The organism is Luteimonas galliterrae (genome assembly GCF_023374055.1).
Classification (GTDB): Bacteria; Pseudomonadota; Gammaproteobacteria; order Xanthomonadales; family Xanthomonadaceae; genus Luteimonas_C; species Luteimonas_C galliterrae.
Genome location: NZ_JAMBEP010000001.1, coordinates 509,301 through 530,701, shown reverse-complemented (window position 1 = coordinate 530,701; position 21,401 = coordinate 509,301). Strand labels below are relative to the sequence as shown.

Below are 21,401 nucleotides of genomic sequence, written 5' to 3'. Positions count from 1 at the left end.
TGGATCTGGAGCGGGAAACGAGACTCGAACTCGCGACCTCAACCTTGGCAAGGTTGCGCTCTACCAACTGAGCTATTCCCGCGGAAGAGGCGGAATTTTAACGTCTGACGCGGGAGTGTCAACAGCGACGCCCTCGCCGGCTCGCAAAACCGGCCATGCGGCGCGCAGGTAGGCATACCCCGACCACAAGGTCAACAGGGCGGCAGCCGCCAAAAGCCAGTCGCCGATGTGGAAAATCGGCTCGCCCAGCCATGCCGCCGGACGCGGCGGCTTTTCCGGCGTGACCGAATACAGCAGGCACAGCAGCGCCAGCATCTGCACGACGGTCTTGATCTTGCCGATGGCAGCCACGCCCACCTTGGCCCGCTGGCCCAGTTCGGCCATCCATTCGCGCAATGCGGAGACGGCGATCTCGCGGCCCACGATCACCGACGCCCAGAACGCCATCCACGGCGTCGGATGCCCCTGAACGATCAGGAACAGCGCCGTGGCCACCATCAGCTTGTCCGCCACCGGGTCCAGAAAGGCCCCGAAAGCGGAGTACTGGTGGTAGCGGCGGGCGATCCAGCCGTCCAGCCAATCGGTCAGGGCCGCCAGGCCGAACACCGCGGCGGAGGCGAAATTGGTCCACTTGAAAGGCAGGTAGAACACCAGCACCAGCACCGGAATCATCACGATCCGCAGCAGCGTGAGCATGGTCGGTACCGTCAACTTCATCCCTTGCCTGACTCCTGTTGCGGCCGCTCCAGTCCGTGCAGCGCCGCGTAGATCCGCTCGGCCAGCGCGGCGTTGACGCCTTCGACCCGGGCGATTTCCTCGATGCCCGCGGCCTTCAGGCCCGCCAAACCGCCGAAATGCCGCAACAGATTAGCGCGTCTGCGCGGACCGATGCCGGGAATGTCTTCCAGGCGGCTGCTGCTGCGCGCTTTCTGGCGGCGTCCGCGGTGGCCGGTGATGGCGAAGCGGTGCGCTTCGTCGCGGACCTGCTGGATCAACTGCAGGCCCAGCGAATCCGGGCCCGGATGCAGCTCGCGTCCGTCCGGCAACACTAGCGTCTCATGGCCGGCGCGACGCCCCTCGCCCTTGGCCACGCCGACCAGGCGCACGCCGTCCACGCCCAGGTCGCCCAGAACTTCGCGCGCCTGGGCCAGCTGGCCGGCGCCGCCGTCGATCAGCAGCAGGTCGGGCAGCACGCCGCCCTCTTCCACCGCGCGCCTGAACCGGCGGTCGAGCGCTTGATGCATGGCCGCGTAATCGTCGCCCGGTTCGATGCCGGCGATGTTGTAGCGGCGGTACTGGCTGCGCAGCGGGCCGTCGGCGTTGAACACCACGCAGGACGCGACGGTCGCCTCGCCCATGGTGTGGCTGATGTCGAAGCACTCGATGCGCTGCGGCGCTTCGTCCAGTTGCAGCAGTTCGCGCAGCGCTTCCAGCCGCGCGCCCTGCGCGGCCTGGCTGGAAAGTTCGGTCGCGAGCGAGAGTTCGGCATTGCGGCGCGCCAGGTCGAGGTAACCGGCGCGCTCGCCGCGGACGCTGGTCTTGATCTGCACCTTGCGGCCGCCCTCGGCGCTGAGCGCGTGTTCGATCAGTTCGCGGTCGGGAATGTCGCGGTCGAGCACGATCTCGCGCGGCGCCGGCTGTTCGGCGTAGTACTGCGAAACGAAGGCGGACAACACCTCTTCCGCGCTGTCCACGCCGTTGGTCTTGGGGAAGAAGGCACGGGTGCCGAGGTTGCGGCCGTCGCGGAACGCGAGCAGCAGCACGCAGGCGGCGCTGCCGTGCATCGCGCAGGCCAGCACGTCCAGCTCGGCGGCCTTGCCGTCGACGTACTGCCGCGCCTGCAGCTTGCGCAGCGTGGTGACCAGGTCGCGCAGGCGTGCGGCCTGCTCGAATTCCAGGCGCGCGCTGGCCGTTTCCATCGCCGTGGTCAGCTCGTCCGCCAGCTCGTCGCTGCGGCCATCGAGGAACAGCGACGCGCGGCGCACCGCGGCGGCGTATTCGCCGGCTTCGACGAAGCCCACGCACGGCGCGCTGCAGCGGCCGATCTGGTACTGCAGGCACGGCCGCGAACGGTTGCGGAACACGCTGTCCTCGCAACTGCGCAGCTTGAACAGCTTGTGCATGGTGCCCAGCGTCTCGCGCACGGCGCCGGCGCTGGGATACGGGCCGAAATAGCGCCCGGGCAGGTTGCGCGGGCCGCGGTGGAAGGCCAGCCGCGGCCATTCCTCCTGGGTCAGCAATACGTAGGGATAGCTCTTGTCGTCGCGCAGCTGCACGTTGTAGCGCGGCCGCAGCGATTTGATCAGCTGGTTCTCCAGCAGCAGCGCCTCGCCTTCGGTGCGCGTGGTCGTGACTTCCATGCGCGCGACCTGGGCCAGCATCGCCAGGGTGCGGGGCGATTTCGGGGCGGCGTTGAAATAGCTCGCCACGCGGTTGCGCAGCGCGCCGGCCTTGCCGACGTACAGCACGCTGTCGTCGGCGGCGAACATGCGGTACACGCCGGGCGCCGTGCTCAGCTGGCGGACGAAAGCCTTGCCGTCGAAGCTGGTCTCTTTCTGCCGGCTCATTCGCCTACCGGTACGTGACGCAAGGTGCCGTCGCGACCGTCGAGTCTGAGCAGGGCATGCGCGCCGGTATCGGCGATCCACAGCGCGTCGTTGCCGCAAGCCACGCCGCCGGGGCTATGCAGGCGTTGCGGCAGGCTGAAGCCGCTGACGACGCCGCCGCCCAGGCGCAGGGTGCACAGGCGGTCGTTGCCGGCGTCGGCGATCCATAGCAGCGGATCGTGCGGATCCAGCGCGATCGCGCGCGGCCATTGCAGGCGCGCGATGCTGCGCGGGCCGTCGATGTTGCCGAAGTCGTAAGGTCCCTGCCCCACCAGCGTCTGCACGCGCTGGTCGCGCAAGTAGACGGCGCGGATCGCCGAGCCGGCCGCATCGCACACGTACAGCACATCCTGGCGCAAAGCCAGGCCGGTGGGTTGCGCGAACGCGGCGAACATGCCGTTGCCGTCGTTGATCGCGAAGAAGCCCGAACCGGCGACGGTTTCCAGCGCGCCGCGGGACAGGTCGTAAGCGCAGATGCGGTTGTCGCCGGCCATCGCCACGTACAGGTGCGAGGCGGATGCCTGCAGGCCGCAGGGCTGATCGATGGTCGCGGTACCGATCTGCGTCGGTCCCTCGCCGTTGCCGCACAAGGTGGTCACGTCGCCGCTGAGCAGATCGATGCGGCGCAGGGCATGGTTGCCGGTGTCCGCCACGAACAGGGCTTCGCGCTGCAGCGCCAGGCCCTGGGGACGGCGGAAAGCGGCGTCGCCCGCGCCGCCGTCCATGTAGTCGTAGGCGCCGCTGCCGAACTGGCGCACGATGCGGCCGTTGAAATCGCATTCCAGGATGCGGTGGTGGCCGGTGTCGGCCAGGTACAGCTTGCCCGTGCCCACCACCAGTGCCGTGGGATACGACAGCGGCAGCTCGGGCATCAGACCGCGCTTGCCGTTGGCCGCGGGTTTCTTCCTGGCCGGGACTTCCGGCGTTTCAGCGACCAAGGCCTGCACGAGCTCGGCCAGTTCGGCCATCGGGCCGGCGCCGACGATGCGCTTGCGTTCGCGGCCTTGCGCATCGAGCAACAGCAACGTCGGCCACGACTCGATGCCGAATTGCTGCCACGCCACCCAATCGGCGTCCAGCGCCAGCGGAAACGGCAACGCATGTTCGGCCTGCAATTGCTGCAGGTTGCGCGGATCGCGTTCGGCGTCGAAACGCGGCGCGATCAATGCCGCCGCCTGCAGCTTGTCGCCGTGCCGGCGCAGCAGGCGCGACATGTCGTCCAACCGTTGCCGCGTCCAGGCCGAACTGGCGCAGCCGAACAGCAGCAGCGCCGGCGCGCCGCGCAAATCGGCCATGCGCAGGGCCTCGGGGCGGCCCGGCCAGGTCAGGCGGTCGGTCAGTTCCGGGGCGCTGGTCGCCATCGCTGCGTTCGGTCCGTTGCCAAGCATGGCCAAGATTATGCGCCAAGCTCCCGTTGCAGGCGTCCGATCATCCGCTCCCCGGCCGCGTCGATCCGATCCCAGACGGCTTGGAAGTCGGCGGGGCCGCCCTGGTAGGGATCGGCCAGGTCGAACGGCGGCGGCAGGCCTGCCCATACCAGCATCCGTTCGATGCCCAGTGCGGCGGCCGTGCCGCAACGCCGCTGCACCTGCTGCAACACGCTCGCATCGGCGCACAGGATCAGGCTGTCGGCACGGAAATCGGACGGTTGCACCTGCCGTGCGCGCTGGCCGGAAATGTCGATGCCGTGCGCAGCGGCAGTGGCGATGGCGCGCGGATCGGGCGGGCCGCCCACGTGCCAGTCGCCAAGGCCGGCCGAATCGACTTCGATCCGCCCCGCCAGCGCCGGCGTCCGCGCGATGCGCGATCGCAACCAGCCCTCGGCCATCGGCGAGCGGCAGATGTTGCCCAGGCACACCATCAGAACGCGCATCAACCCGCTCCGGACAGCGTCGCCTCGGCGCGGGCCAGGTCTTCGGGCGTGTCGACGCCGGGCGGGAACGGTTCGGGCGTGATCGCGACCGCAATCCGGTGGCCGGCTTCCAGGACCCGCAGCTGCTCGAGCGATTCGAGCCGCTCGAGGCGTCCGGGCGGCATCGCCGCAAACCGGCGCAGGAAACCCGCGCGGTAGGCGTAAATGCCGATGTGGCGCAACCATTCCGGCTCTCCGTCGGCATTCCCCGGCAGGCGGCTGCGGTCTTTGGCGAAGGCGTCGCGCGGCCATGGAATCGGCGCACGGCTGAAATACAGCGCATCGCCGCTATCGGAACGCACCAGCTTCACCGCGTTCGGATCGAACAGGGTTTCCGCGTCCTGGATCGGAGCGGCGAGCGTCGCCATCGCGGCAGCGGAGCTCTGCAACAATTCCGCGACGGCGCGGATGCCCGCAGCCGGCGCGAAAGGCTCGTCGCCCTGCAGATTCACGACGAGGGTGTCGTCGCTCCAACCGGCGATCTGCGCGCATTCGGCGAGCCGGTCCGTGCCGGAAACATGCCCAGGCGACGTCATCGCCACGCGTACGTCCGTCTCCCGCAGCGCTTGCGCGATGCGATTGTCGTCCGCCGCCACCCAGACCTCTCGCGCGCCGGCGGCCAGCGCACGGCGCGCTACGTGCACTACCAGCGGCTCGCCGCCGAGCAGCCGCAGCGGCTTCCCCGGCAAACGGCTGGCGGCGTAACGGGCGGGAATGGCGACGATGAAGTCTGGATTAGTTGGCATGCTCAAGGTCAGTATTCGTGAGTCGCCCCGGAAAATCGGACATCGGATTTACCACTGTCGCGATTAAGGCGAACAAACAGGTCCCTCACTGCGTTCGGGATGACGTACATCTCGTTACCGGCCGGGCTTGTGCAACCTGTCCAACAACGCGATCCAAAACGCTTCAGGCAACTCTGCCGTTACGGGCACGCGGAAATAACGCTCGGTGGCGAATGCCGCGCACTTCACGGCATCCTTTTCGGTCATCAGCACCGGCAGATCGCTGCCGAAGCTGAAATCCTCGGCCACATAGCGATGATGATCCGGAAACGCGTGCGGCACCACGGCGATGCCGTGGCCGCGCAGCATCGCGAAGAAACGCTCGGGGTTGCCGATACCAGCCACCGCATGCACGCGCTGCCCGGCGAATCCCGCCAACGGCCGCGCGCGGCCGCCGAGCAGGGGTTGCACCTGGTCGGAATGCAAGCGCATGGGCCATTCGCCGAAGCCGGTGTCGCCGCCGTTGACCACGCGGAAATCGCACTCCGCGCCGCGCTCGGGCGGCTCGCGCATCGGTCCGGCCGGCAGCAGGCGGGCGTTGCCGTAACGGCGCGCGCCGTCGATCACTTCGACTTCCACGTCGCGCGCCAGCCGGTAATGCTGCAGGCCGTCGTCGCAGACGACGACGTCGCAGCCGGCTGCGACCAGCGCACGGGCGCCGGCGACGCGGTCGCGATCGACGCGCACCGGGATGCCGCAGCGGCGCGCGATCAGCACCGGTTCGTCGCCGGCGACGGCCGCGTCGGTATCGCGCTCCACCCATACGGGCTTCGATTCGTCCGCGCGGCCGTAACCGCGACTGACCACGCCGGGCTTGCGGCCGGCAGCGGCCAGGCGCTCCACCAGCGCGATCGCCAGCGGCGTCTTGCCGGTGCCGCCGGCGGTGAGGTTGCCGATCACCACCACAGGCGCGCCGACCCGCACGCGGCGACGCCACCCCTTGCGGAACAGCGCGCGACGCGACGACGCCAACACGGAGAACAATCCGGAAGCCAGACGGGCGTGCAGCGGCGGCGTGCTGCCGTCGTACCACCACGCCGGCGGTTGCCGCGCGCTGCCGCTCATGCCGGATCCGGCGCGTTGTCCGCGCTCGCGGGCTCGCGGAACTGCATGCGGTGCAAGCGCGCGTACACGCCGCCGCGCGCGATCAACTCGCTGTGCGTGCCCTGCTCCACCAGGCGGCCGCGGTCGAGCACCAGCACCTGGTCGGCGTGCTCGATGGTCGACAAACGATGGGCGATGACCAGCGTGGTGCGGTCCGGCATCAGATGCTGCAGCGCATCCTGCACCAGGCGCTCGGATTCGTTGTCCAGCGCGGCCGTGGCCTCGTCCAGGATCAGGATCGGCGCGTCCTTCAGCATCGCGCGCGCGATCGCCAGGCGTTGGCGCTGTCCGCCGGACAGGCGCCCGCCGTTCTCGCCGATCGGCGAATCGGCGCCCTGCGGCAGGCGTTCGACGAATTCCATCGCATTGGCGCCTTGGATCGCCGCGGCGAGCTCTTCGCCGCTGGCTCCGGCCATCTCGCCGTAAGCGACGTTAGCGGCGACGCTGTCGTCGAACAGCATCACGCCCTGGCTGACGAGCGCGATCTGGCGGCGCAAGTCGGCGAGCGGATATTCCTCGATCGGATGGCCGTCGAGCAGGATCTGCCCGCTTTCGGCGGTATAGAAGCGCGGAATCAGCCGGATCAGCGTGGTCTTGCCGCTGCCGGAACGCCCGACGATCGCCGTCACGGTGCCGGGCCGCGCGACGAAACTGATGTCTTCCAGCGCCGCTTCCTGCTGGCCGGCGTAGCGCGCGGTGATGTTGCGGAATTCGATCTCGCCCTTGGCGCGATCGAGCTTGCGCGTGCCGGTGTCGGCCTCTTCCGGCGCGTCCAGCACCGAAAACAGGCGATTGGCCGACGAAACGCCGCGCTGCAGCATGCTCTGCACGTTGGTCAGCTGCCGCAGCGACGGGATGATCGCCATCATCGCGATCATCATCCGCACGAAATCGCCGGCGGTCAGACGGCCCTGCACCGCTTCGTGCCCGGCCACCAGCAACAGCACGGCCAGGCCGATCGCGCCCATCAGCTGCACCAGCACCGAAGCGGACGAACGCGTAGTCTCCACTTTCAGGCTCAGCTGCAGATTGTGCTGCACAAGATCGCCGTAACGTTTGAGTTCGGCTTCCTGCGCACCGTATATCTTGACTTCCTGATGGCCGTGCAGCGACTGCTCGGCGCTCTGCAGCATCTTGGCCGCGCCTTCCTGGATGCGATGGTTGATGCTGCGGTAGCGGCGCCCGACCTTGTCCATCACGAAAGCCAGCACCGGGCCCAGCAGCAGGATCGCCAGCGTCACCCGCGGACTGGTCCACACCATCACCGCGAACATCGCGATCACCTGCAGGCCCTGGCTGAGCATGACTTTCAACGCATCGACCGCCGCCTGCGCGACCTGCTCGGTGTCGCCGCCGAGCCGGGTCAGCATCGACGGCACCGTTTCGCTGTCGAAACGCGAACCCGGCAGGCGCAGGTATTTGCCCAGCAGCAGATTGCGCAGGTCGCGCGACACGCTGCGGCCGGCGCGCGCCATGCTGTAGTCGGTGACGAAACCGGCGATGCCGCGCGCCACGAACAGGCCGACGATGAACAGCGGCAGCTTCCACTCGATCGTGGTGTTTTTGGGATCGAAAGTGTCGTCGATGATCGGCTTCATCAACGCCGTAAAACCGGCGCCCGCGGCCGCTTCGATCGCCATGCCGACGAAGGCCAGCGCCAGCAGCGCCCGGTACGGCCGCGCGTAGCCCAGCAGCCGCTTGTAGGTGGGCCAGGGACCGGCCGGTTCGGTCACCGGCGCGGCTCCGGCGCGGTCGCGATCATGATTTGGCGAAAGCCCAATTGACCGAGCGCGTCGTAAGCGGTGACCACCGCCTGGTGCGGCGTGCGGCCGTCGGCGCGCAACAGCACTGGACGGTCGCGGTCGTTGCCGGCGACATCGACGATGGTGCGCTTGAGCGACTCGACGTCGGTGCGAAGCGCCTCGCGGTCCTGGACGAAATAGCGCCCGTCGGCGTTGACCAGCACGCTGAGCGTATTGGGCGGCGTCTTGGGCGGCTCGCCGGTGGCCTGCGGCAGCTGCAAGCGCAGCACCGAGCGCGTGTCGAAGGTGGTGGTGATCACGAAGAAGATGATCAGCACCAGGATCACGTCGATCAACGGGATCAGGTTGATCTCGGGCTCGTCGTCGGCGCGGTGGTCGCGGATGCGCATCGCTGTCGGCCCCGGTCTCAGGCCGTGCCGGCGTGCGCGGAAGCGGAGGCCGACGCCATCGGCATCGTTGCCGGCAGGTCCTGCGGCACCCCGGGGCGCGCATCGAGCGTATCCATCAGCCGGATCGCCTCGTGCTCCATCGCCACGATGTATTCGGCGATGCGGCCGCGGAAATAGCGGTGGAACATCAACGCCGGCACGGCCACGATCATGCCCGTGGCCGTGCACACCAGCGCCTTGCCGATGCCGCCGGCCAGCTGGTTCACGTCGCCGACGCCGTGGTCGAGGATGCCCAGGAACATCTGGATCATGCCGACCACGGTGCCGAACAGGCCCAGCAGCGGTCCGGCCGCGGCGATCGTGCCCAGCGTGTTGAGGAAGCGCTCCATCCGGTGCACCAGGTGGCGGCCGACGTCCTCGACGCGTTCGCGGATCTCCTCGCGCGAGCGGTTACGCACGTCCAGCGCCGCGGCCAGCAGCTCGCCCAGCGGCGAGGTGCGGCGCAGCGAATCGATGTGGGCGGGATCCAGCCGGCCCCGCGCCGCCCAGGCCCGTACCTCTTCGCCCAACCCGGGCGGCAGCACGACCTTGCGGCGCAGGCTCCAGAAACGCTCGACGATGATCGCCAGGCCCACCACCGTCAGCAGCAGCAGCGGGATCATCGGCCACCCGCCCGCCTTCACCAATTCCAGCACGCTCAACCTTCCGGCACATCGGGCCGCGTTCGATCCTGCCGATAGGATACCCGCTCGTGCCGCCGGGTCGCGTCCCAGAGCCGCGGCAGCCGCTGGCGGCGGGTCTGCGCCGTGATCCCGTCCGCAGTCAGCCCGATCCGCAAGGCGCCGCCCTCGAGCGTGGACAGCGTTTCGGCGCCGGCCCTCTGCCAACGCTCGACCACAGCCGGGTTCGGATGCCGGAAGCGGTTGCCGTAACCGGCCGACAGCAACGCATAACGGGCGCCGGTAGCGGCGACGAAGCCCGGATCGGACGAACTGCGGCTGCCGTGATGAGCGACCTGGACGACATCGGCGCGAACCGCGGCCGGATCCTCGCGCAGCAACCGCCGCTCGATCACCTCGCCGATATCGCCGGTCAGCAGCGCCGCGCCGTGCGCGGTCTCGATCCGCAATACGCAGCTGGCCTCGTTGCCCAGGTACGGGAAATGGCGCGGCGGATGCAGGAAGCGGAATTCCACGCCGTCCCATCGCCAGCGCGTGCCGGCCAGACAGGGCCGCGTCTGCGGCAGCCCAGCGCCGTCCGGCGCAGAAGCGCTCGCGATCGCCATGACGCGCCGTACGGCATGCGCGCCGCCGGCGTGATCGTTATCGGCGTGGCTGATCACCAGCTTGTCGAGCCTAGGTACGCCCAGCGCGTGCAAAGCCGGCAGTACCGCGCGTTCGCCGGCATCGAAACCGTCGCGCACCGCCGGCCCGGTGTCGTAGAGCAAGGCATGCCCGGAGGTACGCACCAGTACCGACAAGCCCTGGCCGACATCGATCACCGTAAGCTCCGCTTCGCCATGGCCCGGCAGCCCGCGTTGCGGCCACAGCAAAGGCAGCCACAACAGCAAGGCCAGCGGTTTCGCAGGCGTGCCGCGCGGCAGCAGGAGCCAGAGCGCGCCGAACAGCGCCAGCGGCAATGCGTACCACGCGGGTTCGGGCAGCCAGCGCATGGCCAGGCCGCTGTCGGACAAAGCTTCGAACACAGGCCAGCTCCACTCGAAGGTCTGCGCCGACAGCCGCCAGAGCATGCCGCCGGAACCGGAGTTCAACGCTTCGGCCGCCAGGCCGAGCAGCGATAGCGGCACGACCACCAAGCTCCACCACGGCACTGCGATCAGATTCGCCAGCGGACCCGCCGTCGAAGCCTGTCCGAACAGCACCGCGCTCAGCGGCAACAGGCCCAGCGCTGCCACGCCCTGGGCGCTGAAGAAATCGCGCAGCATGCTGCCCGTGCTTCGCGGCAAGCACCAGAGCAGCCAGGCGACGCCGACGAAGCTCAGCCAGAAACCGGGCGCCAGCGCCGACAGCGGATCGACCGACAACAACGCGAACGCAGCCAACGCCAGCGCTTGTGCAGGATGCGGCGGCCGCCGCCACAAGCGCGCCGCCACCACCACGGCGATCATCAATACGGTGCGCAACGTCGGCAACGCGAAGCCCGCCATCGCCGCATACACCCCCGCGCCGAGCAAGGCGGCTACCCCTGCGGCCTGCGACCGCGGAGCGCGCCGCGCCAAGGCCGGCAACGCGCGCCACAAGCCCAGCACGAACAGCGCAAAGAAGCCTGCGGCCAAGCCGACATGGAATCCGGAGATCGCAATCAGGTGGGTGAGCCCGTTGGCGCGCAGGATCTCCCAGTCGCGATCGTCCAGCGCCTGCGTGTCGCCCAGCGCCAGCGCACGAACGAAGCGCGAAGACGGCCGCGGCACTTGCCGGGCGATGCTGCGCGACGTCGCTTCGCGCCAGGCATCGATGCCCGCCGGCGGCGACAAGGCGCGCGCGGTCCCGGGTTCCCTCACGTAGCCGGTCGCGACGATGCGTTCGGCCAGCGCATGCCGTTCGCCGTCGAAACCGCCAGGGTTGCGCAAGCTGCGCGGCGCACGCAGCTTGGCGCGGATCCGCCAACGCGCGCCGGCGCTCAGCGCGGTACGCGGGCCTGGCGCGACCGCGTCGAAATCGTCGTACCAGGACAACTGCACCACCTGGCCCCGCAACGCAGCCGGTTGCGAGGGATCGCGGTCTATGCGCATGCGGAAACGCGTGCGCCGCGGTTCGCTTTGCGGCAATCCCACGATGCGTCCGCTCAGTACGCTTTCTTGGTGCTCGAGCGCCGGCGGCAGTTGCTGCGCCATCGTCGAAGCCGCATGCAGTCCCGCCAAGCCGAATCCGAGCGATAGCGCCCCGCAGAGCCGCCAACGATCGGCGCGCAGCCACCCCGCGAAGCCAAAAGCGAAAGCAGCCGCGAGCCACGGCCAGGCCGGCAGCGCCGGCAGCACCAGGCATGTGCCGACGCCGGCCACCAGCGCCAGGCTGGTCGCGATGCCGAACGGGGCCGGCGCAAGGCGGGCCGAAGGCGTTGGCGGGGAGGAAGCTTCCATATCCCACTGTCGCCGTAGGCCGCACGTCCGGCTATCGGTGCCGCACATGCCTGCGCGTAGGAAATTTCCTGCCGGGTTTAGCCCCGATTAACCCCGCCTGCTCTTGAATCGCCTCACGGCCGTTCGGCCGTCATCGAGGCGGAGCCATGAAAAAGCCGATAGTGCCGACACTGCTGCTGGCGTTCGCCGGCGTCGCCCAGGCCCAGGAAATCCCCAATCGCCTGATCGATTACGACGGCTTCGCCGGGCAGGTCGCCCATGTCGGGGAAATCCGCCAACGCCATCGGCTCACCGAGGACGAATTCATCCGCATGGCGAACGAGCCGGGCACCGTGGTTCTGGATGCGCGCAGCGCGGAAAAATACGCGCAGCTGCACATCAAGGGCGCCAGGAATCTGAGCCTGCCCGACATCACCGCCGACGAGCTGGCCAGTATCCTGCCCGACAAATCGACCCGCGTGCTGATCTACTGCAACAACAACTTCCTCAATGCGCCCGGCGCGTTTCCGTCGAAAGCCGTGACTGCCTCGTTGAACATCTACACCTACAACGTGCTGCATAGTTATGGGTACGAGAACGTCTACGAACTCGGGCCGTTGTTCGATATCCATCAGGCCAAGATCGTTTTCGAAGGTACCGACGTGGGCCGGCAGTAACGGTTTTGCTTTTCGTAGGAGCGGCTTCAGCCGCGAGCTTTTCTCGCCGGCTGCGACGCGGCCGGAAGAGCTCGCGGCTGAAGCCGCTCCTACGAAAAGCTTTTACGCCGATGGAAAAGCGCGTGCGAATGAATTCGCACCTACAAAAGCAGCGGGCAAGCCCCGCTCTACAAGAGGCCGAGGCTGTGTCGGGTCAGACTTCTTCCGGCGCCAGCTCGCGCAGCTTGCCTTCGTGCAGTTCCAGCACCCGGTCGAGCCGCCGCGCCAGGCGGCGGTCGTGGGTGACCATGACCAGGCTGGTCTTCTGCTCGCGGTTGAGTTCCAGCATCAGCTCGAAGACGTGCGCGGCGGTTTTTTCGTCCAGGTTGCCGGTGGGTTCGTCGCCGAGCACGCAGGCGGGCCGGTTGACCAGCGCGCGCGCGACCGCGGCGCGCTGGCGCTCGCCGCCGGACAGTTCGCCCGGCTTGTGCTCCAAGCGATGCCCTAAGCCGACCGATTCCAGCAGCGTCCTCGCGCGCGACGACGCATCCGGCACCGTGGTGCCGTTGAGCAGCACCGGCAGCATCACGTTTTCCAGCGCCGTGAATTCCGGTAACAGATGATGGAATTGATAGATGAAGCCCAGCGCCTTGTTGCGCAACGCGCCGCGCGCCGCATCGGACAGGGCGGACATCTTCTGCCCGGCGACATAGACTTCGCCCGCGGTCGGCGTATCCAGCCCGCCCAGCAGATGCAGCAGCGTGCTCTTGCCGGCGCCAGACGCGCCGACGATGGCAACGGTCTCGCCCGCCGTCACCTCCAGATGCAACCCGTCGAACACCGGGGTGCGCAGCTTGCCCTCGGCATAGGTCTTGGCCAGGCCGTCGGCGTGCAATACCTGCATCCGCTCACTCATAGCGCAGCGCCTCCGCCGGCGCCGTGCGCGACGCGCGCCAGGCCGGGTAGATCGTGGCCAGGAAGCTCATGACCAACGCCACGATCGCGATCGCGACCACGTCGCTGGCCTGCAGCTCGGTCGGCAGGCCGGTGATGTAGTACACGTCTTCGGGCATCAATTGCACGCTGAACACCTGCTCGATGGCGCGCAGGATGTGCTCCAGGTTCAGCGTCAGCAAAATGCCGCCGACCACGCCGATGAAAGTGCCGATCACGCCGATCAGCGTGCCCTGCACCATGAATATCTGCATCACGCCCTTCGGCGCCAGGCCCAAGGTACGCAGGATGGCGATGTCGGCCTGCTTGTCGGTGACCAGCATCACCTGCGAGGAGACGAGGTTGAATGCGCCCATCGCGATGATCAGCGACAGCAGGATCGCCATCATCGTCTTCTCCAGCTTCAGCGCGCGGAACATGTTGGCGTTCTCGCTGCTCCAGTCGCTGACGCGGTAGCCGCCGTGCAGCCGTATCGCCAGGTCCCGGGCCACGTCCCACGACAGGTTCATGTCGTGCAGCTTCAGGCGCACGCCGGTGACGCCGTCGCCGATGCGCGCCAGCTTCTGCGCGTCCTGCAGGTTGATCACCGCCAGGTTGCGGTCGTATTCCTGGTAGCCGGCCTCGAAGATGCCGCTGACGGTGAAGCGTTTCAGCTGCGGAATGGCGCCCATCGGCGTGGCGCGCATGTCGGTCATCACCGTGACCTTGTCGCCGACGCCGGCGCCGAGCCAGATCGCCAGTTCCTTGCCCAGCACGATGTTGAAGCTGCCCGGCGACAACTGGTCCAGCTTGCCCTGGACCATCTTGTCGGCCAGCACGGACACTTTGCCCTCCTCTGCCGGCAGCACGCCGCGCAGGATGGCGGGCTCGCGCCGCACGCCGGTCAACAGGCCCCAGGTTTCGACATAAGGCGCGGCGCCTGCGACGCGTTTGTCCTGCATGGCCGAGCGGACCGCCAACGGCCAGTCGGCCATCACGTCGCCATCGTCGGCGGCGACCGTGGCGTGCGCGGCCATCTGCAGCATGCGGTCGCGGATTTCCCGCTGGAAACCGCTCATCACGGCCAGCGTGGTGATCAGTGCGGCCACGCCCAGCGCGATGCCCAGGATCGAGGCCAGCGAAATGAAGGAGATGAAGCCGTTGCGGCGTTTGGCGCGCAGGTAGCGCAGGCCGATGGCGACGGGGATGGGTTTGAACATCTAGTGCTTTCTGGAACCCGTTATTGCGGGAGCCCGCGTGCCGACGCCGGACAGGGACGGCTATGGTGCCATCGAAGCCGCGGACCGCGAAGCCCGGACCGATGCCGCGGCCAGACGCAGTTCACGTCGCCGCGCGGCCGGCAGCGTGTCCGGCCACCAGCTCTGCCGTCGCCAGCGGCCGGCGGCATCGCGCCAGCGGACGAACGCCAGCGGGCCGCGCCAAGCGACGGCGACGTCCCTCGCCGCCACGCCATCGGCCGTCGCCGGCCGGCCGTCGCCCGGCCAGAACCAGGCCTGCGCAGGCTTGCGCGCCTCGTGCCGCGCTTTGGCGCCCCCATACGCGAGCGCAGCCGCGGCCAGCGGCCAAGCCCAAGCGCGAGGCATCTCGGAGACGACGAGCGACAACGCGCCCAGCAAGGCCAACATCAGGATCGCCGCGACCAACCAGCGCGACGGCCGCCACTCAAGGCGGCAACTGGCGGATGCGTTCGACCAGCGCGGCGATTTGCCCATCTTCGGGGACGTCGTAGCCCATGAACCAGCGCCAGAGCTTATCGTCCTCGCCGTCCAGCAGCTTTAGGAAAACCCCGCGTTGCGCGTCGGAATCCTGCGTCCACGCCTGGTCGAGATAGCGCAGCATCAACTGGTCGAGCTCGCGCATGCCGCGGCGACAGCGCCAGCGCAGGCGTTTGAGTTCCGCCTCGTCGCTCACGACAACAGCAGAAACGCCAAGTACGCCCACAGCAGCCAAAGCACGGCGGCGCCGGCCATATACGCCATGAAACGGTGCATGACCTTGTTGTAGCCGCAGTGGATGGCGCTGTGCGCAAAACGCAGCGCCACGAACGCCCAAGCCAACGCCATCAACACCGGGGTCGCCGAGTCCGTCAGCGCCGCGATCGCGAGCGCCATGTAGAACAGCACCGGCAGCTCGAAAAGATTCCGGAAGTTGTCCGCTGCACGGCTATCAGTAAGTTTTGCGGCCGCTTGCGCGGACGTCGCCACCGTTTGCGGGTGGATGCGCTCGCGCCTCATCTGTCCGATGCGGACGATGTACAAGCGGCACCACACCAAGAACGTCAGCGCCACCAGCGCGAACGCCGGATAGAAGACCACGATGCTCGGCGTCGTGCTCGGCATGCGGGCTCAGCCCCTGCGCGCCAGCATCAGCTGCTTGATCTCGCCGATCGCCTTGGCCGGGTTCAAGCCTTTCGGGCAGGTGCGCGCGCAATTCATGATCGTGTGGCAGCGATAGAGCTTGAACGGATCCTCGAGGTCGTCCAGGCGCGCGCCGGTGTCTTCGTCGCGGCTGTCGATGATCCAGCGGTAGGCCTGCAGCAGGATAGCCGGGCCCAGGTAACGGTCGCCGTTCCACCAGTAGCTCGGGCAGCTGGTGCTGCAGCAGGCGCACAGGATGCATTCGTACAGGCCGTCGAGCTTGGCGCGGTCTTCCTTGGACTGCAGGCGCTCGCGGTCCGGTGGCGGCGCGCTCTGGGTGCGGATCCACGGTTGGATCGAGGCGTACTGCGCGTAGAAATGGGTCAGGTCCGGCACCAGGTCCTTGACCACTTCCATGTGCGGCAGCGGATAGATCGGCACTTCGCTCTTGCCGCAGTCCGCAATGGCCTTGGTGCAGGCCAGCGTATTGGTGCCGTCGATGTTCATCGCGCAGCTGCCGCAGATGCCTTCCCGACAGGAACGGCGGAACGTGAGCGTCGGATCGATCTCGTTCTTGATCTTGATCAACGCGTCCAGAACCATCGGGCCGCACGCCTCGAGGTCGACCTCGTAAGTATCGGTGCGCGGATTGGCGTCGTCGTCCGGGCTCCAGCGGTACACCTTGAAAGTACGTGGCTGTTTCGCGCTGGGGGCGGCGAAATGCTTGCCCTTCTGGACCTTCGAGTTCTTGGGAAGAGTGAATTCAGCCATGATTACTTCGTTCCGATCGTTTTTTTCGCGTCGACGAACCGCAATGAAGAACAAAAATCGTGAAGCGCACCGCGCCAGCGGGTCCAATCTGCATCGGGCGAAGCCGACACGCCGCAGCGATAGAATGCCGGCCCGGCCCGCAGCGTGATCTCGCGATAAGCCATCTTCGCCGTACCACCGCGGCCTTCGCCGTAGTTGTAGTTGACGTCGCCGAGCGCTGCGGTCTCGACCGCATCGTACCCAGCGACCTTGATCCATCGGGCCGGAACCGGGTTGTCTGCGCTTACGACCGAAGCGGAGCGGAATACGGCGTCCAGCGAAGCTGGCGCCATCGCGCCCGATAGCTTCTCCACATACATCTGCGCCAGCACCTGGCAGCCATCGGCCATCGCCGGATTGCACACGTTCAAATGCAACGACGACGCGTCGCTCGCCATCATCATCCAATCGTGCTGCACTTCGACCGTGACGTCCGAGCCCTCCAGCGCGATCCGCTCGCCCGCCGCTGCGACGCCGCAACCGGCCAGCAACAGCGCCGAACAGCGCACGACTGAGCGCCTGAAGACGAAACGCCCGCCTTTCCGGATTTGCGAACGCTTCGGTAGCCTGGATTCGGCCATATGCCCTACTTCGCGCCGCGCTGGCGGGCGAATTCGCAAAGGTCGCCGACGGTGGTGCCGGCGTCGTTCTCCATCTGCGTCATCAGGATGTCGTCCGCGCCGTCGTCCTGGCGCGCGACTTCCTTCCCGTCCAGCAGATAGCGTATCGAGGCAGTGCCGCTGAAATGCCGGTCGCAATCGAGCAGTACTTCGGTGATCGACTCGTCGTGGCGCGGGCTGATCTTGCTGCCCTCGCCGATCGGCGCATCGTAGGTGTAGCGGAAGCGCGCGACGAGGAAATCGCCGGTGACCGAGTCGCGGGTGTCCTGCATCGAATCGTACATCGCCGGAAACGTGCCGCTGCGGCGGCCGAACACCGGCGAAAACCAAGTCTTGCCCGCTTCGCCGTTGAGCGACGGACGCTCCGGGCCTTGGACCCAGGCGTCGGCCTGCGGCTCCGCGGCCGCGGCGGCGAAGGCCGTCATCGACGATGCGATAAGAACCAAGTGAGCGCTGCGCACGGCGGACCTCCGGTCAGTAGACGCGTGGCTTGGGCGGCACCACGGCCACCTCGTCGGTGAGCGTGTACATGTGCACCGGGCGGTAATCGATGGTGGTCTTGCCGTCGTCGCCGACCCAGCACAGCGTGTGCTTCTGCCAGGTTTGGTCGTCGCGCTCGGGGAAATCCTCGCGCGCATGCGCGCCGCGCGACTCGGTGCGGTTCTCGGCGGACACGATCGTCGCCAGCGCCTGGCCGAGCAGGTTCTGCAGCTCGTAGGTTTCGATCAGGTCCGAGTTCCATACCAGCGAGCGGTCGCTGACCTTGACGTCGGCGAACGAAGCGTTGATCTCGCGGATCTTCTCGACGCCTTGGCCAAGCGTTTCGCCGGTGCGGAACACGGCCGCATCGGCCTGCATGGTGTGCTGCATGTTGTCGCGGATCGCCGCGGTCGGCGTGCCGCCGTTGGCGTTGCGCAGCCTGTCGAGGTTCGCGAGAGACTTGTCGCAAGCGTCTTCCGCCAGCCTGGAATGGCTTTGCCCCGGCTTGATGGTCTCGGCGCAGCGGTTGGCCACCGCGCGTCCGAACACGACCAGGTCGAGCAGCGAGTTCGAGCCCAGGCGGTTGGCGCCGTGCACGGACACGCAGGCCGCCTCGCCGATCGCATACAGGCCCGGCACGACCGCGTCGGGATCGCCGTTCTTCAGCTGCACCACTTCGCCGTGGTAGTTGGTCGGGATGCCGCCCATGTTGTAGTGCACGGTCGGGATCACCGGGATCGGCTGCTTGGTCACGTCGACATTAGCGAAGATCCTCGCGCTCTCGGCGATGCCGGGCAGCTTTTCGTGGATGTCTTTCGGGTCGAGGTGAGTCAGGTCCAGGTGGATATGGTCCTTCTTCGGACCCACGCCGCGTCCCTCGCGGATCTCGATGGTCATCGATCGCGACACCACGTCGCGCGAAGCCAGATCCTTCGCATTGGGCGCATAACGCTCCATGAAGCGCTCGCCCTTGTCGTTGCGCAGGATGCCGCCTTCGCCGCGCACGCCCTCGGTGATCAGCACGCCGGCGCCGTACACGCCGGTCGGGTGGAACTGCACGAATTCCATGTCCTGCAGGCCCAGACCGGCGCGCAGCGCCATGCCGCCGCCGTCGCCGGTGCAGGTATGGGCCGAAGTCGCCGAGAAATAGGCGCGACCGTAACCGCCGGTGGCCAGCACCACGCCGTGGGCGCGGAACAGGTGCAGCGTGCCCTCGGCCATGTCCAGCGCCAGCACGCCGCGGCAGGCGCCGTGCTCGTCCATGATCAGGTCGAGCGCGAAGTATTCGATGAAGAAACGCGCGTCGTGCTTCAGCGACTGCTGGTACAGCGTATGCAGGATCGCATGCCCGGTACGGTCCGCCGCGGCGCAGGTGCGTTGCGCGGTGCCTTTGCCGTAATGGGTGGTCATGCCGCCGAACGGGCGCTGGTAAATGCGGCCGTCTTCGGTGCGGCTGAACGGCACGCCCTGGTGCTCGAGTTCGATGATGGCCGGAATCGCTTCCTTGCACATGTACTCGATCGCGTCCTGGTCGCCCAGCCAGTCCGAGCCCTTGATCGTGTCGTAGAAGTGATAGCGCCAGTCGTCCTCGCCCATGTTGCCGAGCGCGGCGGAAATGCCGCCCTGCGCCGCGACGGTGTGCGAGCGGGTCGGGAATACCTTCGTCAGGCAAGCCGTCTGCAGGCCTTTTTGCGCCAGGCCGAACGTGGCGCGCAAACCGGCGCCGCCGGCGCCGACGACGATCATGTCGTACTTGTGTTCGGTAATCGGGTAAGCAGTCTTCATGTGGTCAGGCCATCAGCGCGATGCGGCCGATGGCGTAAAGGGACGCAACCGCCCCCAATACGCAGGCCAAAGTGACGAGGAGTTGCGACGCCACTTCCAGCGCGCGGGTATGGACGTAGTCTTCGATCACCACCTGCACGCCGAGCTTGGCGTGCCAGAACAGCGCGACGACGAAAATCGACAGTAGGATCGCGTTCCAAGGCCTGGCGACCGCCGCGCGCGCCGTTTCCAGATCGGCGCCGGCCAGCGACACCAGCAGCCAGACCAGCCACGGCACCATCAGCGCCAGCACGATCGCGGTGACGCGCTGCCACCAGAAATGGCCGACGCCGGACTTGGCCGAACCCAGGCCGCGGGCGCGGGCCAGCGGCGTCCTCATGTCGCGGATGCGCGAACCGCTCATGCGCCACCCCGCATTGCTAAGAACCACAGCGCCGCGGTGACGATGATGCTCAGCGCGATCACGGTGTAACCGGATTTGTAGACGGCCGGGATGTCGAAACCGCGCCCGGCATCCCAGAGCAGATGACGGATGCCATTGAACAAGTGATAGACCAGCGACGCGGTGAAGCCGAACAGCACGAACTTGCCCAGCGGCGATGCCAGGCACTGCGCGAAGTTCGCGTAATGATCGCCGCCGGCAGCCATCGCCAGCAGCCACCAGGCCAATCCGAACGCGCCGACCGCCAGGGCACAACCCGTAACGCGGTGCAGGATCGACATCGTCATCGTGATCTGCCAGCGGTAGACCTGCAGATGCGGTGACAGGGGACGTTCGCGGTTCGCCATCGTGCGGCTCTTTCTCTCGCTGGGCGGCCGGGGCCGCGTGGCTGGCGCAAACCCGGGAACGCCGATTTCTACCCGGGCGACATGCGGGACGTCAGAAATCGATGCAGCGGCCGTTCTTTTCCCAATCGCCGTAACGCGTCGGCTCGGGGCCTTCGCGGCCGCCGATCTCCTTGGCGGGCGTCGTTTCCGGGACGGACTGTTCGGCCTGCTCCGGTTCGGGTGTCGGTACGGTTTCGCCTATCATTCTGGGCCTCGTAACCCGCTAAGTTTAGTTCCCGCCCCCTTTCCGGACAAGCCACGCACTTTGCAGCCCTCGCCGTTCGCCCTGCCCGACCACCGTATCGTCGCCTTGAGCGGCCGCGATGCCGTGGCTTTCGCGCACGCGCAATTCATGAGCGAGGTGAAGGGATTGGCGGCCGGGCACTGGCAATGGAGCGGCTGGCTGACGCCGAAAGGCCGCGTGATCGCGCTGTTCGCGCTGCTCAAGCTCGACGACGAAACCCTTTGGCTGCTGCTGCAGGATGCCGATCCTATGGAATTCGCATCGGCGCTGCAGCGCTTCGTGTTCCGCAGCAAACTGGCGATCGCCGTGCGCGACGATCTGCATGCGACCGGACGGTTCGATGCGCCGACTAAGGCCGCCGGAGCGCAATTGTCGATAGGCGATAGCGGCGATGTCGCGCTGGACGCGGGCGCGGATGGCGGCGCCCGCAGATTGACGATCGCCCCTAGTCCGGCGGCCGCAACCGATGCCGCCCTGCACGCCCGCTGGACGGCCTTCGATCTCGCCCACGGCCTGCCGCGTCTGCCGTCTTCGCAGCGCGAACAATGGACGCCGCAACAACTCTCGCTCGACCGGTTGCGTGCGTACAGCGTCAAGAAAGGCTGCTATCCGGGCCAGGAAATCGTCGCTCGCACGCACTTCCTCGGACAGGCCAAGCGTGGGCTGGCGCTGTTCGACAGCGATGCACCGCTCACCGTCGGCATGCAGGTGAGCGACGGCGAACGCGCTATCGGCAGCATCGTCAGCGCGATCACGGCCGATGGCCGTTGGCGGGCCCTGGCCGTGCTGCCGCTGGAGCATGCCGCGACCGGCCTGCGCGCCGACGGCGCGGCCCTCCAGGCGTCGGACCTGCTGGGCGGCCTGGCTCGCTGAGCCGGATCGGGCGAGCGGCGGCATGGCCCGACCGCCGGCGGCAATGACACATTCGCCTTGTTATGCTCGGCTCCGGGGAAATCGCCGGCCATATCGCCTGTCCCAGGCGGTCCGACCGCGCGACCTCGTTCTTCACGCGCACTAGGGAGGGATACG

General features: G+C 67.6%; 23 protein-coding genes, 1 tRNA gene and 1 pseudogene. 2 read left to right on the top strand and 23 right to left on the bottom strand.

Annotated elements, in window-relative coordinates; translation table 11 throughout:
* Positions 1-6 precede the first annotated feature (6 nt).
* The 11 genes and pseudogenes from M2650_RS02475 to M2650_RS02425 all read right to left on the bottom strand — a co-directional run.
* Positions 7-82, bottom strand: a tRNA-Gly gene (locus M2650_RS02475).
* Positions 73-717 (bottom strand): CDP-diacylglycerol--glycerol-3-phosphate 3-phosphatidyltransferase, encoded by a 645-nt coding sequence (pgsA, locus tag M2650_RS02470; protein ID WP_249470692.1) that lies wholly within the window; start codon positions 715-717, stop codon positions 73-75. Before pgsA ends, M2650_RS02475 begins: the two co-directional genes overlap by 10 nt.
* Complete coding sequence (gene uvrC / locus M2650_RS02465) at positions 714-2,567, bottom strand: excinuclease ABC subunit UvrC (protein WP_249470690.1); 1,854 nt, start codon at positions 2,565-2,567, stop codon at positions 714-716. Before uvrC ends, pgsA begins: the two co-directional genes overlap by 4 nt.
* Positions 2,564-3,967, bottom strand: coding sequence for a hypothetical protein (locus M2650_RS02460; RefSeq protein ID WP_249470688.1), 1,404 nt, complete (start codon positions 3,965-3,967; stop codon positions 2,564-2,566). Before M2650_RS02460 ends, uvrC begins: the two co-directional genes overlap by 4 nt.
* Before the next feature lie 35 nt (positions 3,968-4,002).
* Positions 4,003-4,479: a low molecular weight protein-tyrosine-phosphatase gene (locus M2650_RS02455; protein WP_249470686.1), complete on the bottom strand. Its 477-nt coding sequence runs from the start codon at positions 4,477-4,479 to the stop codon at positions 4,003-4,005.
* Entirely contained in the window at positions 4,479-5,264 is a 786-nt protein-coding gene (gene kdsB / locus M2650_RS02450; RefSeq protein WP_249474156.1) for a 3-deoxy-manno-octulosonate cytidylyltransferase, read from the bottom strand. The genes M2650_RS02455 and kdsB overlap by 1 nt, the downstream gene beginning before the upstream one ends.
* Before the next feature lie 114 nt (positions 5,265-5,378).
* Positions 5,379-6,368, bottom strand: a complete 990-nt coding sequence (gene lpxK / locus M2650_RS02445) for a tetraacyldisaccharide 4'-kinase (RefSeq protein WP_249470684.1) — start codon at positions 6,366-6,368, stop codon at positions 5,379-5,381.
* Entirely contained in the window at positions 6,365-8,140 is a 1,776-nt protein-coding gene (gene msbA / locus M2650_RS02440) for a lipid A export permease/ATP-binding protein MsbA (RefSeq protein WP_249470682.1), read from the bottom strand. The genes lpxK and msbA overlap by 4 nt, the downstream gene beginning before the upstream one ends.
* Entirely contained in the window at positions 8,137-8,559 is a 423-nt protein-coding gene (locus tag M2650_RS02435) for an ExbD/TolR family protein (protein WP_249470680.1), read from the bottom strand. The genes msbA and M2650_RS02435 overlap by 4 nt, the downstream gene beginning before the upstream one ends.
* Before the next feature lie 17 nt (positions 8,560-8,576).
* Positions 8,577-9,254: a MotA/TolQ/ExbB proton channel family protein gene (locus tag M2650_RS02430; RefSeq protein ID WP_249470678.1), complete on the bottom strand. Its 678-nt coding sequence runs from the start codon at positions 9,252-9,254 to the stop codon at positions 8,577-8,579.
* A pseudogene (locus M2650_RS02425) lies at positions 9,148-11,659 on the bottom strand (DNA internalization-related competence protein ComEC/Rec2); the annotation flags it as partial. The gene M2650_RS02430 and the pseudogene M2650_RS02425, both read right to left, overlap by 107 nt.
* A gap of 146 nt (positions 11,660-11,805) precedes the next feature.
* On the opposite strand from M2650_RS02425, the gene M2650_RS02420 reads away from it, so the two are divergent.
* Positions 11,806-12,315: a rhodanese-like domain-containing protein gene (locus M2650_RS02420; protein WP_249470674.1), complete on the top strand. Its 510-nt coding sequence runs from the start codon at positions 11,806-11,808 to the stop codon at positions 12,313-12,315.
* Between the two features lie 193 nt (positions 12,316-12,508).
* Here M2650_RS02420 and lolD read toward each other — a convergent pair whose 3' ends face one another.
* The 12 genes from lolD to M2650_RS02360 all read right to left on the bottom strand — a co-directional run bounded on the left by lolD (position 12,509) and on the right by M2650_RS02360 (position 20,333).
* A complete protein-coding gene (lolD, locus tag M2650_RS02415; RefSeq protein WP_249470672.1) occupies positions 12,509-13,210 on the bottom strand; it encodes a lipoprotein-releasing ABC transporter ATP-binding protein LolD in 702 nt (233 codons plus the stop codon).
* Positions 13,203-14,447: a lipoprotein-releasing ABC transporter permease subunit gene (locus tag M2650_RS02410; RefSeq protein WP_249470670.1), complete on the bottom strand. Its 1,245-nt coding sequence runs from the start codon at positions 14,445-14,447 to the stop codon at positions 13,203-13,205. The genes lolD and M2650_RS02410 overlap by 8 nt, the downstream gene beginning before the upstream one ends.
* A gap of 60 nt (positions 14,448-14,507) precedes the next feature.
* On the bottom strand, positions 14,508-14,873 hold the full coding sequence (locus M2650_RS02405; RefSeq protein WP_249470668.1) for a hypothetical protein: 366 nt from the start codon (positions 14,871-14,873) through the stop codon (positions 14,508-14,510).
* 37 nt (positions 14,874-14,910) lie between these two features.
* On the bottom strand, positions 14,911-15,159 hold the full coding sequence (locus tag M2650_RS02400) for an FAD assembly factor SdhE (RefSeq protein ID WP_249470666.1): 249 nt from the start codon (positions 15,157-15,159) through the stop codon (positions 14,911-14,913).
* Positions 15,156-15,587, bottom strand: coding sequence for an MAPEG family protein (locus M2650_RS02395; RefSeq protein ID WP_249470664.1), 432 nt, complete (start codon positions 15,585-15,587; stop codon positions 15,156-15,158). Before M2650_RS02395 ends, M2650_RS02400 begins: the two co-directional genes overlap by 4 nt.
* A gap of 6 nt (positions 15,588-15,593) precedes the next feature.
* Positions 15,594-16,376 (bottom strand): succinate dehydrogenase iron-sulfur subunit, encoded by a 783-nt coding sequence (locus M2650_RS02390; protein ID WP_249470663.1) that lies wholly within the window; start codon positions 16,374-16,376, stop codon positions 15,594-15,596.
* Between the two features lie 2 nt (positions 16,377-16,378).
* Positions 16,379-16,924: a hypothetical protein gene (locus M2650_RS02385; RefSeq protein WP_249470661.1), complete on the bottom strand. Its 546-nt coding sequence runs from the start codon at positions 16,922-16,924 to the stop codon at positions 16,379-16,381.
* A gap of 77 nt (positions 16,925-17,001) precedes the next feature.
* On the bottom strand, positions 17,002-17,460 hold the full coding sequence (locus tag M2650_RS02380) for a hypothetical protein (protein WP_249470659.1): 459 nt from the start codon (positions 17,458-17,460) through the stop codon (positions 17,002-17,004).
* A 49-nt stretch (positions 17,461-17,509) separates the two neighbouring features.
* Positions 17,510-19,300 carry a succinate dehydrogenase flavoprotein subunit gene (gene sdhA / locus M2650_RS02375; protein WP_249470657.1) on the bottom strand — a complete coding sequence of 597 codons (1,791 nt, stop codon included), beginning with the start codon at positions 19,298-19,300 and terminating at the stop codon, positions 17,510-17,512.
* Between the two features lie 4 nt (positions 19,301-19,304).
* Positions 19,305-19,703, bottom strand: coding sequence for a succinate dehydrogenase, hydrophobic membrane anchor protein (gene sdhD / locus M2650_RS02370; protein ID WP_249470655.1), 399 nt, complete (start codon positions 19,701-19,703; stop codon positions 19,305-19,307).
* Entirely contained in the window at positions 19,700-20,089 is a 390-nt protein-coding gene (gene sdhC / locus M2650_RS02365) for a succinate dehydrogenase, cytochrome b556 subunit (RefSeq protein WP_249470652.1), read from the bottom strand. Before sdhC ends, sdhD begins: the two co-directional genes overlap by 4 nt.
* A gap of 91 nt (positions 20,090-20,180) precedes the next feature.
* Positions 20,181-20,333: a DUF1674 domain-containing protein gene (locus M2650_RS02360; RefSeq protein ID WP_249470650.1), complete on the bottom strand. Its 153-nt coding sequence runs from the start codon at positions 20,331-20,333 to the stop codon at positions 20,181-20,183.
* A gap of 60 nt (positions 20,334-20,393) precedes the next feature.
* On the opposite strand from M2650_RS02360, the gene ygfZ reads away from it, so the two are divergent.
* Positions 20,394-21,245 (top strand): CAF17-like 4Fe-4S cluster assembly/insertion protein YgfZ, encoded by an 852-nt coding sequence (gene ygfZ, locus M2650_RS02355; protein WP_249470648.1) that lies wholly within the window; start codon positions 20,394-20,396, stop codon positions 21,243-21,245.
* Positions 21,246-21,401 lie beyond the last annotated feature (156 nt).

Bases quoted from the DNA above. Each gene is read 5' to 3' on its own strand.
- M2650_RS02405 (WP_249470668.1), bottom strand. From the start codon at position 14,873: ATGTTGGCCTTGCTGGGCGCGTTGTCGCTCGTCGTCTCCGAGATGCCT.
- sdhC (WP_249470652.1), bottom strand. From the start codon at position 20,089: ATGGCGAACCGCGAACGTCCCCTGTCACCGCATCTGCAGGTCTACCGC.
- uvrC (WP_249470690.1), bottom strand. From the start codon at position 2,567: ATGAGCCGGCAGAAAGAGACCAGCTTCGACGGCAAGGCTTTCGTCCGC.
- M2650_RS02435 (WP_249470680.1), bottom strand. From the start codon at position 8,559: ATGCGCATCCGCGACCACCGCGCCGACGACGAGCCCGAGATCAACCTG.
- lpxK (WP_249470684.1), bottom strand. From the start codon at position 6,368: ATGAGCGGCAGCGCGCGGCAACCGCCGGCGTGGTGGTACGACGGCAGC.
- M2650_RS02455 (WP_249470686.1), bottom strand. From the start codon at position 4,479: ATGCGCGTTCTGATGGTGTGCCTGGGCAACATCTGCCGCTCGCCGATG.
- sdhA (WP_249470657.1), bottom strand. From the start codon at position 19,300: ATGAAGACTGCTTACCCGATTACCGAACACAAGTACGACATGATCGTC.
- sdhD (WP_249470655.1), bottom strand. From the start codon at position 19,703: ATGAGCGGTTCGCGCATCCGCGACATGAGGACGCCGCTGGCCCGCGCC.
- M2650_RS02395 (WP_249470664.1), bottom strand. From the start codon at position 15,587: ATGCCGAGCACGACGCCGAGCATCGTGGTCTTCTATCCGGCGTTCGCG.
- pgsA (WP_249470692.1), bottom strand. From the start codon at position 717: ATGAAGTTGACGGTACCGACCATGCTCACGCTGCTGCGGATCGTGATG.
- kdsB (WP_249474156.1), bottom strand. From the start codon at position 5,264: ATGCCAACTAATCCAGACTTCATCGTCGCCATTCCCGCCCGTTACGCC.
- M2650_RS02380 (WP_249470659.1), bottom strand. From the start codon at position 17,460: ATGACGGCCTTCGCCGCCGCGGCCGCGGAGCCGCAGGCCGACGCCTGG.
- M2650_RS02420 (WP_249470674.1), top strand. From the start codon at position 11,806: ATGAAAAAGCCGATAGTGCCGACACTGCTGCTGGCGTTCGCCGGCGTC.
- M2650_RS02360 (WP_249470650.1), bottom strand. From the start codon at position 20,333: ATGATAGGCGAAACCGTACCGACACCCGAACCGGAGCAGGCCGAACAG.
- M2650_RS02460 (WP_249470688.1), bottom strand. From the start codon at position 3,967: ATGGCGACCAGCGCCCCGGAACTGACCGACCGCCTGACCTGGCCGGGC.
- lolD (WP_249470672.1), bottom strand. From the start codon at position 13,210: ATGAGTGAGCGGATGCAGGTATTGCACGCCGACGGCCTGGCCAAGACC.
- M2650_RS02390 (WP_249470663.1), bottom strand. From the start codon at position 16,376: ATGGCTGAATTCACTCTTCCCAAGAACTCGAAGGTCCAGAAGGGCAAG.
- M2650_RS02410 (WP_249470670.1), bottom strand. From the start codon at position 14,447: ATGTTCAAACCCATCCCCGTCGCCATCGGCCTGCGCTACCTGCGCGCC.